The 14515-nt window shown below is 55.9% G+C and carries 8 protein-coding genes; all 8 read right to left on the bottom strand.

Annotated elements, in window-relative coordinates:
* Positions 1-768 precede the first annotated feature (768 nt).
* The gene (locus LN341_RS18090; protein WP_234206490.1) at positions 769-5310 is read right to left on the bottom strand and encodes an NPCBM/NEW2 domain-containing protein; all 4542 of its coding nucleotides are present in this window, start codon (positions 5308-5310) and stop codon (positions 769-771) included.
* A 207-nt stretch (positions 5311-5517) separates the two neighbouring features.
* A complete protein-coding gene (locus tag LN341_RS18085; protein ID WP_046221718.1) occupies positions 5518-7014 on the bottom strand; it encodes a CoA-acylating methylmalonate-semialdehyde dehydrogenase in 1497 nt (498 codons plus the stop codon).
* A 2-nt stretch (positions 7015-7016) separates the two neighbouring features.
* Positions 7017-8177: an iron-containing alcohol dehydrogenase gene (locus LN341_RS18080; protein ID WP_046221719.1), complete on the bottom strand. Its 1161-nt coding sequence runs from the start codon at positions 8175-8177 to the stop codon at positions 7017-7019.
* Positions 8178-8380: 203 nt separating this feature from the next.
* A complete protein-coding gene (locus LN341_RS18075; protein ID WP_234206488.1) occupies positions 8381-9874 on the bottom strand; it encodes an FGGY-family carbohydrate kinase in 1494 nt (497 codons plus the stop codon).
* 33 nt (positions 9875-9907) lie between these two features.
* Positions 9908-10750, bottom strand: coding sequence for a class I fructose-bisphosphate aldolase (locus LN341_RS18070; RefSeq protein WP_046221721.1), 843 nt, complete (start codon positions 10748-10750; stop codon positions 9908-9910).
* Positions 10737-12488, bottom strand: coding sequence for a glycerol-3-phosphate dehydrogenase/oxidase (locus LN341_RS18065; protein WP_046221722.1), 1752 nt, complete (start codon positions 12486-12488; stop codon positions 10737-10739). Before LN341_RS18065 ends, LN341_RS18070 begins: the two co-directional genes overlap by 14 nt.
* Before the next feature lie 41 nt (positions 12489-12529).
* The gene (locus LN341_RS18060) at positions 12530-13516 is read right to left on the bottom strand and encodes an aldo/keto reductase (RefSeq protein WP_046221723.1); all 987 of its coding nucleotides are present in this window, start codon (positions 13514-13516) and stop codon (positions 12530-12532) included.
* 35 nt (positions 13517-13551) lie between these two features.
* A complete protein-coding gene (locus LN341_RS18055) occupies positions 13552-14511 on the bottom strand; it encodes a sugar-binding transcriptional regulator (protein WP_234206486.1) in 960 nt (319 codons plus the stop codon).
* Positions 14512-14515 lie beyond the last annotated feature (4 nt).

The following is a 14515-nucleotide window of genomic DNA, read 5'->3' as shown; positions in this document are numbered from 1 at the left end:
CAGGACGAATTTTTAGGTTGTCGGCGCCGGGAGCGCCTACAACCGACCCGGACCATACATTGGGCCAACAAAGAGTGTCTGGCGCGCATTCGAAAATGGTGAGATTGTCACTGAACCCAAGCGCGACATACCCGCAAGAACTTCAGAATTCCCCAAAACCACGCTACCGTCAAAGCGCTCTATCAAGAACCCCTGAATCTCCCGTTTCCAAGACTAGAACACGGTTTAAGGATTACTGCATTGAATCACCCACAGTGTGATTTGAGCCAACAAATCAGTACAACAGCCTTGATTTGCAATGTCTTCGCCCGCAGACGAGCGACCTGAAGGGTTTTCCCGTTTCGCCGAGCAAATAAAAAATACCCGGACAGGCACTGCCCTGTCCCTCTAACCAACAATGGGGCAGTTCCAGCTTGAATCTAACCATTACCACTCCCCCAGGGAAAAATTCAGGACGAATTTTTAGGTTGTCGGCGCCGGGAGCGCCTACAACCGACCCGGACCACACCAACGAACAAACAGGCTTTTCTGGGCACGCTTTGGGCCAGCAAAGAGTGTCTGGCGCGCATTCGCAAATGCTGAGATTGCTACTGAACCCAAGCGCGACATACCCGCAAAATCTTTAGAAATGCACTCGCTGTCTGGATTCCCGCCTGCGCGGGAATGACGGATTGTTGCATTTACGGCAAATAAAAAATGCCCGGACAGGCACTGCACTGTCCGGGCAAAACGGGTGGTCAAGCCAGTCCACCTCCCCAAAGGAACTCGCTAGTTCGCGTACCTCAACCGCGCATCAGCCCAATCCGCATGGTCATAGCCATCGCCATCACCCGCAGTGCCCACAACCAATTTCAGCTCAGTGACATTGGACGGGATCGGCAAATTCACATTCACCGGTCCCTGGCTGCCGGTCAGCGTGACACTCTGATAGGCCAGACTGCCGTTGAGCCAGACTTCGAATACCACGCTGCCGTTATTGCCCACTTCATCATCCACACCAATCACTGCCTGGAACTGGTCATATTCACCGGCAATCAGGGTATAAGTGATGCTTGAATCCGCATGCACCCCAAGCCCCTTGCTGTAGACCGCACCGCCGATGGTGATCGGCGTACCGTCGTTGGCCTGGTCTTCACCGTTGCTGGTGTCTTTTTCCAGTGGCCCCCAACCGTTGATTACCGTGCCGGTTTCAGTCATGTCGCTGAGATAGCTGTACTGACTCTGGCCGGAAGACTGCAGCAGTTTGGCATCGCCCCAGCTGGCATGATCACTGCCGACACCGTTACCGGCACCGGTTACCACCAGTTTCAGCTCATAGTTATAAGGGTTCAGATTGATGGAGACATACTGGGCGGTGTCTGAACCGGTCAGCGTGCCGCTCTGATAACTCAGCACACCATCCACCCAAACTTCAAACACCACACTACCGCTGCCACCGACTTCATCATCGACACCGACGAAGGCACGGAACTGGGTATAATTTCCACCGCTGATGTCATACACCACTTCAGACTCAGCATGGACGCCCAGACCTTTCTGATACTGCGTACCACCAATAGAGATGGTGCCGCCGTCATCTGCCGCTGCCTCACCGTTGCTGGCATCTTTTTCAAACGGCCCCCAGCCATTGCTGGATGACACTTCTGTCAGGTCGCTCAGGTACACCACTGTGGCTTCTGCCGGTGGCTCAGGCACTACGATTTCCGGCCCTTCGTACTCAATCTGCTCCAGGTAGGCAACAAGTGCCGCCCGTTCACTGGCGCTGCTGACGCTGTGCTGGGAACCGGTTTGCAGCACGTCATTGAGTGTTGCCGCCTGTCCGTTGTGGAAATAAGGCGGTGTTGACCATACGCCAATCAGGGTTGGTGTATCAAAACCCACACCGCCAAGTGCATTACCGCTTCCCTGACCGGATGAGGCCTGAATGGTGCCGACATCATGACGCTGGTTATCGGTATAGAAATCGCCGCTGTGGCAGGTGTCGCAGCCTTTTTGCGTGAACAGTGTCTTACCTGTCGATGCGGCCGCCGTCAGACTGCCGTCCTGATTGCGGTACGGACTGCGCGGATACTGATTCAGGCTGCTGACATAAAACGCCAGGTTATCCAGATCCGCACTGTAACCGGCTTTGTTGGCGCCCAGCGGATCCGAGGTCAGCGCGAAGATGGCATCATCCAGAAAACCCACGCCCTGAAACGCCAGACGAATATCGTTTTCAAAGTCATGAATTTCATCGAAATTCGCTGTCCAGTGAACCCGGCCATTCCCCATGCCGACACGGCCGAGCAGCGAGATGGTATTGCGCAGCCCTTCACCGCGGTCGGTAAAGTCCCAGACTCGGTTATCACTGTCACCGTCTGTGTGACAGCCGGCACACGAGATATAGCCATCACGGGTCATACGCGCATCGCTGGCGTTGTAGAAAATCTGTTTACCGGCCAGTACGCGCGGATGCATGGTTTCATTCGACACCAGCGAAATATCCGCCAGTTTGGCAATGGCCTCGCCCTGATTTTCAAACGGCGTTAAATCATGAACTGAGATGGTGCGCGACAGGAAGTTATGCACAAATAACAGATTCCCGGCTTTCACCAAACCGCGTGGCGCTTTACCCGAATCGGCAATTTCACTGGCCCGCTCGCGGGTATAGGCATCGCGAACCTCTACGCTGTTCTGCCCTTCCAGCGCAATGTAGACGTAATCGCCCAGCTCGCTGAATACCAGCGCTTTGGGCTGTGCCCTGTCGTCCATGTCCATTTGCAGACTGGGCACTTCTGCCAGCGTATTCAGGTTGATCTGCGAGGTAATGGCACGCAGGGTGGTTTCAAAGGTCAGCGCCTGATTCGGATCGCCTTCATTGTACTCACCGCGATCCACATTGGCTTTGATCGCCGGCACCCATGCCGACTGACCATCCGGTGAAATCGTGACCGCATTGAGATAATTCGGGATCCCGCGGCTTCTGTCTTCACCATCCACAGTCGTGGTGTCTTTCTGCAGATTCACCACAGTGTCCACCGACATCGAGCCAATATGCACGGCCACGACTTCAGCATGCGACTGAGGTGAGATGAAGCGTGTCACCAGTGCAGTGGCCGAATCGCTGTCGACGGCGATCCCTCTGGCGCTCTGACCCACACTGACCGTGCCGGTAATGGTACGGTTCGATGGATTGATTTTGACCACTTCACCGGTTGCCTGCAAAGTGACCAGCGCGGCACTGCCGTCCGGTGTAAACACCACACCATGCGGCTGGCTGGCGCGCGGCAGATCAATGGTATGCAGGACGCTGCCGGTGGGAGACAATACTTTGATGTTGTCGCTGTCCTGATTCGCGACCCAGAGGTTGCCGTCTGGGGCGATGGCCAGCGTGCGGGGTTTTTCACCAACCTGAGTTTCCCACACTTTGCCAAACGGAGAAGTCTGGCTGATTGCCGACACTGTGCCGTTATCTTCATTGACCGCGTATACCCGGTTCGCATCTTTCACGATTGTGCTGGCGGTCGTCGGCGTGTTCAGCGTCAGCGGGTTGTACACTGTATGCTGCTGCGTTTTGCTTGTGGTCAGTGAGCCTGATTCGCGCACCGTCACAATGGCATTCCAGTGATTGGGCGAGCTGTAGGTGTGACTGACTGAACCGCTGCTGGAAAATGCAGTTGGCGGTGTGCCGTCACCAAAGTCCCAGGAATACTCCAGATTACCGCCCAGCAAAGGAGAAGCCGAAGCTGAGAAGGAAATGGGCGTACCCAGTGTCACCTGAGCCGTGCTGCCAAGTGAAATATCATGACCCACCACAGAGCCGGTAGAGAAACGGTAGCTGGTTGCAGGCAGCGGGTTACCGGCAAAATCTTCAATGCCATCCAGTTCAACCATATAGATACTGTCTGCATCGAGCTGGGTGTCCGGCGTGAAGTTGGCAAACCCTAAATTCACACTGTAGGTGCCGCTGACCGGCGTACTGCTGCCCAGTTTGGTCACGGTAAAGGTATTACTGTTGACCGACTCCATCAGCAGGCTGTCGGAAAAGACAATGCCGACGCGGGACGATCGGGGTTGCAGGGTTGAATCGATTGCCGGATTGCTGTGAACAATGGCCGGCGGCGTATTGTCCGGACCGGCCTGGTGCGCAATTAAGCCACTGCCTGTGCCGTGGTCATTGCCGACCCAGACCATATTGCCGAACGGAAACACCTGACCATGGTCGGTATCGCCGCCGGCCGCATTGAGCGAGCCGCTGCCAGATAACTGTATGTTGCTGATATTGCTGATATCTAAAACTGAGATATCGTCCTGGTTGCCGAGAAACAGCTTGTGATCCTGCACGTTACAATACAGATTCTGGAACCCGGACAGCTGGTCGTGTACCAGAGTCATCGGCGTTGTGGTTGTATCATAGATTCTCAGTTTATCGCCGGTCGAGCGGGCGCCAAAGAAGGCATATTGACCATCCCAGCACGAGGCATAATATTTCTCCGGCAGGGAGCTGAGGGTTTTCTCCAGCGTTGGGGTTTCCGGATCATCCAGATTCAGAATAGAAAAACCGGCTGTGGTTTCCATGCTCGACAGAAACATCTTGTTCCCCACCACAAAGACCGGACCGACGTTGAAGCCGCCCAGCTGCGAGGTCGGGATCGTTTTTACAATGGAAGGATTACTGACGTTGCTGGTGTCAACTATCGTTAAGCCGGCATTCCCGCGGGCCACATACAGATAAGGGGCCTGCCAGAACAGTTGCCAGGACACATTATTATAATCCCCGAAGTTCACGCCTGAGATGGGCAGTTTGGAGACCTGAATGGGATTATTGACATCAGACCAATCCCAGATTTCAATCCCTTTCCCGGTCTGGATGGCAATCAGATTCCCTTCGCTCAGACCAAAAGAATGCGGCTCGCGAAATTCCGCGGTACGCAGTCCGTTGCCGGTGCGGTACTGATTAGTGGTATCGGGTTCATAGACCATCTTAACCAGTGACAGGTTGGTCGGGTCTGAGGCGTCCAGCGCAATCCAGCCACCGGGACCGCCGCCACTGTCAGGCGCAAAAATACCCACCATGTACCCATTGAGCATGGTCATGACATTCACGCCATAGTGTTTACTGCCGGGATAATCCGGCGGCAGAAATCCAGTGGTGTCATCCACCAGCGGATAAGACACCTGAGTGTAGGTTTCGCCTGAACTGTAGTTCAGATTGCCCAGTCCGGGGCCCTGTGCCGCCATTACTGACGCACTGAGTCCGAGCGAGGCAAGCATGCCCAGCACAGGTCGTATGCCGGGGTAGCGGTTCATTCGCTTCCGTATTGCAGCCATGAATGATCTCCATGATTTATTGTATCACTAGCGCAGAATTGAACTGCCTGGGGTCTGCCACTGCACGCCCCTCAACCTCGGATAGTGAGTAGGGTTGATTTATCGTGATTACTGCAAAACTTCGCCAACTGAGTCGCGGCTGAAAGCCGCTGATAATTCAGGCGGCTTCCTGCATTGGGAAGCCGCTCTTTTAGGTCTGATTTGGTGTTACTTCATGGTCGGCATGACAAAGTCAGCCTGTTGCTGCTGGTTTTTCGGCCAGCGGGTGGTAATGGTTTTCATGCGGGTAAAGAAACGTACCCCATCGCTGCCGTGCATGTGCAGCGGCCCGAACAGAGAACGTTTCCAGCCACCGAAGGAATGGAACGCCATCGGCACAGGGATCGGCACGTTGACACCCACCATGCCGACTTCCACTTGGTCGCTGAACCGGCGTGCGGCTTCCCCGTCGGCGGTGAAAATCGCCGTACCGTTCCCGAATTCATGCTCATTGATCAGTGTCAGCGCTTCGTCCAGCGACCGGGCACGCAGCAGAGACAGCACAGGCCCGAAGATTTCTTCGCGGTAAATCGTCATCTCAGGGGTGACATGGTCAAACAAAGTGCCGCCGACGTAATAGCCGTTTTCAAAGCCGGGCACCTGATAATCACGGCCATCCACCAGCAGCGTGGCCCCTTCGGCTTCCCCGGCGTCGATGTAGCTGCTGACGCGCTTCATGTGATCGTCTGTGATCAGCGGCCCCATTTCGTTCTCAACCGACTGACCATAGCCCGGCCCGACCCGTAACTCACGAATACGGGCGGTGAGTTTTTCTGCCAGCTTATCGGCCACTTCGTCACCAATGGCGACCGCGACAGAAATCGCCATGCAGCGCTCTCCGGCCGCACCAAAAGCGGCGCCCATCAGGGCGTTGACCGCCTGATCCAAATCCGCATCCGGCATCACCACCAGATGGTTTTTCGCGCCGCCCAGTGCCTGCACCCGCTTGCCGTGTGCCGAGCCCTGCGAATAGATGTATTCCGCTATCGGTGTCGAGCCGACAAAACTGACCGCTTTCACTCTGGGATCGCTCAGCAGTACATCCACCGATTCCTTGTCGCCTTGCACAACATTGAACACGCCTGGCGGCAAACCGGCCTGGCTCAGCAGCTCTGCCAGTCTCAATGCTGCCGACGGGTTTTTCTCTGACGGTTTCAGCACAAAGGTATTGCCGGTAGCGAGGGCAATCGGAAACATCCACATCGGCACCATGACCGGGAAATTAAAGGGGGTGATCCCCGCGCACACGCCCAGCGGCATCAGCATGGAATGCGAATCCACGTCTGTGCCGACATTACGGCTGTGCTCGCCTTTTTGCAGATGCGGAATGCCACAGGCAAATTCGACCACTTCCAGCCCGCGGGTTAACTCACCTAAGGCATCACTGTGGACTTTGCCGTGCTCACGGCTGATCAGTGTCGCCAGCTCGTCCATATTCTGTTCGAGCAAGGCTTTGAAGCGAAACAGAATGCGGGAGCGATTGAGCGGGGTCATTTGCGCCCAGGCTGGCCAGGCCGCTTCCGCGCTGGCGATCGCCTGCTCGGTATCCGCCACGCTGGACAGACCCACCTGATCAATCACTTTACCGGTAGCCGGATCCGTCACCGGCAGATTGCGACCCGAGGTCACCGGCACGAATTCACTGTTGATGTAATTTCCAATCATCATTAACTCCATACTTTTTTATACAGTTCAATCACTTCATTCTTGGTCGGAATGCGCGGATTATTATTCGGTGAACCTGATGCCAGTGCCTGTTCTGCCATGATATCCAGCAGCTCAGCATACCTGTGCTGATCAATCCCGAAGTCGGACATGGCCGGCACCTGCAGATCAGCGTTGAGCTGAGTCAGCTCAGTCATTAAGCGCTGCACCGCTTCTTCATCACTGACGATGTCATCCGCCAGCCCCATCGCACGGGCGCAGTCGGCATAACGCGGCAGACTGGCCGGAATAGAAAACTCGGTAATCGCGGGTAATAACATGGCATTGCTCATGCCATGCGGCACATGGAAATGGGCGCCAATCGGACGGCTCATGCCATGCACCAGCGCAACAGATGCGTTGGAGAAGGCGATACCAGCCAGCGTAGCCCCCAGCATCAGCTTCTCTTTCGCCTCATGGTTGCCCGGGGTGTTGACCGCTTCGCGAAGATTCGGGGCTATCAAACGCATGGCCGATAACGCCTGCTGATCGGAAAACACCCCGGCTTTGGCACTGACATAAGCTTCGATGGCGTGTGTCAGGGCATCAATGCCGGTATCGGCAGCGATACGGGCCGGGACTGACAGGGTCAGCTCAAAATCGATAATCGCTGCTCTGGGGATCAGTCCCGGCCCCATGCACAGCATTTTTTCGTCTGTGTCCTGATCGGTAATGATGGTGACCCGGGTCACCTCCGATCCCGTGCCTGCCGTGGTCGGAATCGCGATCACAGGTAAGATGGCTTCTGTCACTACATGAGGCACTTTATAGTCACGCATCTGACCGCCATGCTGGGCCAGCAGACCGATGGCTTTCGCGCTGTCGATGGCGCTGCCGCCACCCAGTGCAATCAGGCAGTCAAACTGACCGGTCACCACCTGATCAACCGCCGGCAGGATCGAGGCCTCTGTCGGCTCCGGCTCGGTCTCCAGAAAGACACCGCACTCCAACCCGACCGCCGCCAGCGCGATTTCAACCCGGCGGACATAACCCAGCTCGGACATCACTCGGTCGCTGATGATCAATGGCTGACGGCAGGACAGTAGTTTCAGCATGTCTGCCACGTTATCCAGAGCACCTGCGCCGATTTCCATCAGGCCGGGCATTACAATTCGTTGTGTCATCCCTTTCGTCCTTTCACCTTTTCATCTTCTACTTAATATAGAGCACATATCGATAAAAATGAGACAAAAAATATCAAAATAAATCAATTATGAGAGGCTGAGCAAATTCGTTGAATATCAGGATCGGCAAAGCCGTTCCGGCAGGACAAGCACCGAAACAGCGTTTTTAACCGATTGATATTTAATCAATTACCTGAGATTCATCACATCAGCCCTTTCAAGGCGTTCGACACAGCCAGATAGCGCTGGTAGCGCTGATGAAGTATGGCTTGCTGCTGAGATCGGGGGAATAGCGGGGGGTTGAGCTTGGCCATGGCAGCGACCGCCTGCTGCAGGGTCGGAAAACAACCAGCCCCTGTGGCAGCCGCCATCGCCGCCCCTCTGGCACCGGCTTCACTGCAATCTGAGGTTTGTATCGCCACATCCAGGACATCGGCAAACAGCTGACTCCAGACCGGGCTTTTGGCGGCCCCACCGCTGAGGACGGCTGAGTCAATCTGCTGACCGGCCCGCCTGAGCTGGCCCACATGTTCTAAGTGACCAAACACAATGCCTTCATAGACGGCGTAGAGTAAATCCGATTTCTTATGCCATCCGGCCAGTCCGAAAAAATTTCCCTGCACTGGCTGATTGTCACAACCACCGTAGAGGTACGGGTGAAACAGCGGCAGATCGTCACTGATCACCGTCTCAGCCACCAGGGCATTGAGTTGCTGAAAGAAATCGAGATTGTCTGCCTGGGCTTGTTGTTTCTCTTGTTTAAAAAATTCACAGATGAACCATTCAAGGTTCGAAGCCGAGGTCGCACTCGACTCCACCGCCAGATAACGCTGGCCGGGAAAATGGCAGGCCATAAAGACATCCCTGCCCGGCAGGGTGTCTGAGACCACCTGATTGATGCTCCAGGAACCGGCAATCACAGAAGCCGCCTGACTTTGCCAGACTCCGGAACCCATGGCGCAGGCCACGATATCAAAACAGCCACTGACCACAGGCGTGCCTTCTGCCAGTCCGGTTAACGCCGCCGCTTCCCGGCTGACCCGGCCCGTGACATCCTGACATTCCCTGATCTCTGGGATTGCCTGCTGCATCTCTGGGATATTTAATGCGGTGAGCAGCACGGCCGAAGCTTCACCGGCTGAAAAATCATATAAACCCGACGCACTGAGATCGCCGTATTCAGTCGCGATCTCGCCGGTCAGACAAAAGTTCAGATAGTCCTTACAGAACAGGACACTGCCAATACTCTGGTAAGTCTCCGGGTGGTACTGTTTGAGCCAGCACAGCAGTGTCGCCGATTGTGCCGGCCACACGCCCTGACGGTTCAGTTCCTGAATCAAATCATAGTCGGGCTGATTTTTTATTGTCTGCACCAGATCGTTCGCGCGGCAATCGAGCGATTTGATCGCCAGCAAAGGCATCGCCTCGTGATCCAGCAGGTACAGGCCGTTGCCGTGACCACTGCACCCGACCGCCGCCACCTGCTCAGGCTTCACAGCCCATTCGTCCAGTAAGCGGCGAATCAGGGCCGCGCACTGCGTCCACAACGCTGCCATATCGCACTGAGCAAAACCCGGTGCAGGAAAAAACGTCGCCACTTTGTCGCCCAGCGCACCGATTTCGCGGCCCTGTAAATCAAAGAGCGCCACTTTTATTCCCGTGTTTCCGCAGTCTATGCCCAGTACGTATGGTGTCATTGCTTGCTTCCTTTTCTTGCTGACCGTGAAAAATTACTGCTGCTGATAAATCGCCAGAGCATCCGACACGCTGGCGTTGTTGTGGATCATCGCCATGAAAGCCTGCACGATGCGGCTCGGGTTCGGATGCTGGTAAATATTCCGGCCGTACACCATACCCAGTGCGCCCTGATCCAGCAGTTGACGTGCCTTGCTGAAGACCACTTCCACATCTTCTTTACCGCCGCCACGCACCAGTACAGGACAACGTGCCGCTTCGACCACACGGTGGAATTCCGCCGCATCAGCCGTTGGATCGGCTTTGATGATGTCGGCACCCAACTCGCGGGCCAGACGCACCAGAGTCACGATTTTTTCCGCATCCCCGTCGACCGCATAGGCTTTCCCGGAACTGGCCGGCTGCATCACCAGCGGTTCGATCATCAGCGGCATGCCGTATTTGTCACAGTCGTTTTTCACCTTGCTGATATTGACCACACACTGGCGGAACAGATCCGGCTCATCAGGCAGCATAAACAGGTTAACCACCACGCAGGCCGCATCCATTTGCAGCGCCTGCAGCACAGGCTCCTGATCATTTTGCATCACAGCCCACATATGACGGTGACGGATGGTGTTGTACGGATTGCCCATATCCAGACGCATCACCAGCGCCGGTTTGTCTTTGCCGTCCACGTTTTGCAGCAGGTCGCACTGACCATAGTTCATCTGAATCGCGTCCGGTTTGGCTTCCACCAGCTGGCTGACTACCGAGTCCATGTTTTCCAGACCATCGAGAAAAGACGGCTCGTTACACACCCCGTGATCCAGTGCCACGTCCAGACAGCGGCCATTGTTAAACAGCCGGTTCATCCTTACTTTCTTACTGATATACATAGTTTCCTCCTGAAAAAGATGTGGTCCAGATGTGTTTTACCTGTTCGGCACTGATGTCCAGACCATGAAGTCGTTGCAACTGACGACAACTTTCTGCCAGATCCTGTTTCGTTTGTTGTTCGTTCCAGCCCAGCGTCGCGGCCACCAGCTCGGTGACTTCAGCCAGGACCGAATTGTCTATCCGCCCTTCGATCGCCACTGAGGTGCGGCGCTGCAGCAGATCCAGCGAGCGGCACACCGCCTCGTGTTCAATCAGGTACATCAGCTCGCGCCGTGAGTAATCCGGCAGGCTGATCAGCATGGCATCCTCACCGTCAGCGAGATAGGCCATCACCGCCAGACACTGAGTGCCGTAACGTTGCAGCAGCACCTCTGCTCTGGCGTCGCTCAGGCCGTAATTGGCCTGGGCCGCTTTAGTAAAGGCTTTGCGTTCGATATCAGTCTGCGGGAAATCCCTGCCGCCGCCGATAGGCCGCTCGGCTGTCGAGATCCGGCGGGGGTGCGCCATATCCGATAAAATCTGATCGGCCACTTCTTCTCCGAAGGCACGAAATGTTGTCCACTTACCGCCGATCAGCGAGTACAGACGCACCAGATCGTCTTGTGTGCTGTCTACCCGCAGTGCATGACTGCGCGGGATCTGCCCTGTGGTCGAGGTTTTCACCGAGGGCAGCGGACGCACACCGCTGAACTGATAGACGATGTCTTGCCGCTGAATGACCAGGGCGGGAAACACGGCTTTGAGTGAATCGAGCATGTAGTCAATTTCCTCATCGGTACAGGTCACGGCATCCAGATCCGCCACAGGAATATCTGTCGAACCGATCAGTACATTGCCGTAGTAGGGAAAGAGAATGCACACCCGCCCTTCCGGGTTCTCGTAAAACACCATGTGCCCGTCCAGCTCGGCCAGTAACTCTGGGTGCCGGACAATAATGTGCGAGCCTTTGGTCCCCTGCAGATAGCCCGAGGCCAGTCCCAGACGATCGTTGGTCTGATCCACCCAGGCACCGGTGGCGTTCACCAGTTTGTCCGCTGTGACCGTCACCGTTTCACCCGTCAGCGTATCGCGCAACGTAAAACACTGACCGTCCCGCGACAGCAGCTCGGTATAGTTACAGGCCAGACTGTCGCTTTGCTCACCCGTGTCGCTCAGCACCTCCATTGCCAGACGCTCAGGTGCACTGATCCAGGCATCGTAGTAATCGGCGCTGCAGGCCACCGCGGGATCGAACTGTGGCCAGCGGGCTGCCGTTTCAGACTGCGAAAAGAAACGGTGCCTGGGCAGACGCTGATCACGACGGGTAAAAAAGTCGTAAAACCACAGCCCCAGTTTGATGACCAGCGCCCCCCGGCGACTGGGCTTATCCATCAGTCCGGTGAAGTTAAACAACGCATAAAACAGCCCGGACCAGCGAGAGAAAATCGGAATCGTGGTGACCAGCGGCTGCACATAATGCGGCGCATTGGCCAGCAGACGGTTCCGCTCAGCCAGCGATTCCCTGACCAAAGCAAACTCGCCGTTCTCCAGATACCGCAGGCCACCGTGAATCATCCGTGACAGCGCGGCGCTGGCTTTACTGCAGAAATCTTCTTTCTCCACCAGCAAGACTTTCACCCCCTGCAAGGACAATTCCCGGTACACACTGATGCCGTTGATGCCACCGCCGACGATGACCACGTCAAAATGCGCATCCTGAGGTAATCGCTCCCGCCTTTGTTTTCCATCGCCTGCCATACTGCTCCCCTTCTTGATTCTTATAATGGGTGGGAATCACATCAGTCCGTCTGTAACTGGCTGAGTGACTGAGCCACCAGCGTGCTGATGGTATCCACATCCGCAGCGGCCAGATTCACCTCTCCGGCCCGCGCATTTTCAGCCGCCTGGCTCGGGTTCCGGGCGCCGCACAAGGCATAGGTGATCCCCGGCTGTGACAGCGTCCAGGCAATCACCAGCTGCGCGACTGAGATGCCATAGTCATTGGCCAGTGGCGCGACCGACTGGCAGAACTGCTGCACGATCTGGCGGTTGGGCTGGGAAAACAAAGGATTCGACAACCGCTGATCATCGCCGTCAAATGTGCGGTCGGCGGAGATTTTTCCGCTCAGCAACCCCAGCGCCAGCGAGGAATAGCTCAGGCAGGAGACCCCGGTGGCGCGGGTGTGCGGTAGCAGGCTCTGCTCCAGCTCACGCTCAATCATGTTGTACTTTTCCTGCACCGCATCCACGGTGCCAAAGCGCTGATACTGCTTCAGCTCTGCCAGACTGATATTGCTGACACCAATCGCACGGATCTTGCCCTGTTGTTTCAGATCCATCAGGGTGTTCATGGTTTCTTCAATCGGTGTGGTCGGGTCCTGCCAGTGGGTGATGTAGAGATCGATATAATCCGTGCCCAGACGACGCAGACTTTGCTCCAGTTCGAACTGAATGGCATCGCGGCCAAGATAACGGTGCACCGGCTTGCCTTCTTCATCAAAGAAATGGTTGCCTTGCTGCGTATGCCAGACCAGGCCACACTTGGTGGCCAGCACCACTTTATCGCGCTGGCCCTTGATGGCTTTGCCGACCAGCTCTTCCGAGCGGCCCAGGCCGTATGCCGGCGCGGTGTCAATCAGCGACACCCCGCAAGTGATCGATTCCTGAATCGCGGCAACGGCATCCTTTTCATTGGTACCGCCCCACATCCAGCCGCCCATCGCCCAGGTGCCCAGGCCAATCACGGAGGCATCAATCCCAGAAAAACCTAACTGTCTTGTGTTCATGGTCATCCCTCTTCAGTGAATTCATCTTCTGTATTTCAATAGATATCGAGTACGCCTTGCGCGGTCGATTCATCCGTTATCAAGGTGTTGAGAAAACCGCCGCGCAGCGCGGCAGCAATCGGCACGACTTTTTCAACCCCGGCTGCAACGCCGATACTGACCGGAATCTGGCGCATTTCCGCCAGCGACAGGCCAACCAGCTTGTCGTTCAAAGCCGGAATACAGGCCGAGCCGGACTGGTCGTACAGATGGGCAAAAACTTCCCCTTTGCACTGGCTCTCTGCCACCAGGGCTTTTTCGCCGTTGATCCAGTGACGCAGGTCGAAATAGCTTTCATCGCCTTTCGCCACCGCACCGATACCCGCCAGCGCGATGTCGGCATGCCGGGCCATCTCCAGTACTTCTTTGGTGGCCCGCATGTTGATCAGCATGTCGCGGTCCGATTGCGTATCGGCAAACAAGGGCGCATGCAGCTGCATCGAACGGCCCCCCAGTTTTTCAGCCAGGGCTGATGCCAGATAGTTCACATCGGTAAAATGCGTGCCCTGCACCCCACCGGTGGCCGGCACCACAGTCACATTCATGCCTTTCGCCGGCTTCATCACATCCACGATAGTGGCCAGTGCCTTGCCGCCACTGATGCAAATGACATCATTCTTACGCAGGGTGTCTTGTAAAAATTCCGCCGCTGCTTCAGCAATCTGCGTAAACCCAACGACCGGATCATCGGCATAGGAGGGACAAAGCACCGCTTTCGGCAACCCTGTACGTGCCATCAGCTGCTTTTCGAGCTCCATCACCCCCATATGCGGAATATTGAGGATAATTTCGACCAGCCCCTCTTCCCGCGCCTGGCGGATAATGCGGTTCACCTTGGCCGGTGACAGATCCAGGCTTTTCGAGATCTCCGCCTGGCTGCGATTCTCTTTGTAATGCGAGAACAGCACCTTGCTCACCAGGCGGGACACATCCAGGCTTTTCGTTGTGGTTTGCATAGGT

Source organism: Photobacterium sp. TLY01, assembly GCF_021432065.1.
In the GTDB taxonomy this organism is placed as follows: Bacteria; Pseudomonadota; Gammaproteobacteria; order Enterobacterales; family Vibrionaceae; genus Photobacterium; species Photobacterium halotolerans_A.
Note: the sequence above shows the minus strand (reverse complement) of the source record. Positions and strands in the feature narration are given on the sequence as shown.

Excerpts from the sequence above, each read along its gene's own strand:
- LN341_RS18080 (WP_046221719.1), bottom strand. The coding sequence starts at position 8,177 with ATGACACAACGAATTGTAATGCCCGGCCTGATGGAAATCGGCGCAGGT.
- LN341_RS18085 (WP_046221718.1), bottom strand. The coding sequence starts at position 7,014 with ATGATTGGAAATTACATCAACAGTGAATTCGTGCCGGTGACCTCGGGT.
- LN341_RS18055 (WP_234206486.1), bottom strand. The coding sequence starts at position 14,511 with ATGCAAACCACAACGAAAAGCCTGGATGTGTCCCGCCTGGTGAGCAAG.
- LN341_RS18065 (WP_046221722.1), bottom strand. The coding sequence starts at position 12,488 with ATGGCAGGCGATGGAAAACAAAGGCGGGAGCGATTACCTCAGGATGCG.
- LN341_RS18060 (WP_046221723.1), bottom strand. The coding sequence starts at position 13,516 with ATGAACACAAGACAGTTAGGTTTTTCTGGGATTGATGCCTCCGTGATT.
- LN341_RS18075 (WP_234206488.1), bottom strand. The coding sequence starts at position 9,874 with ATGACACCATACGTACTGGGCATAGACTGCGGAAACACGGGAATAAAA.
- LN341_RS18090 (WP_234206490.1), bottom strand. The coding sequence starts at position 5,310 with ATGGCTGCAATACGGAAGCGAATGAACCGCTACCCCGGCATACGACCT.
- LN341_RS18070 (WP_046221721.1), bottom strand. The coding sequence starts at position 10,750 with ATGTATATCAGTAAGAAAGTAAGGATGAACCGGCTGTTTAACAATGGC.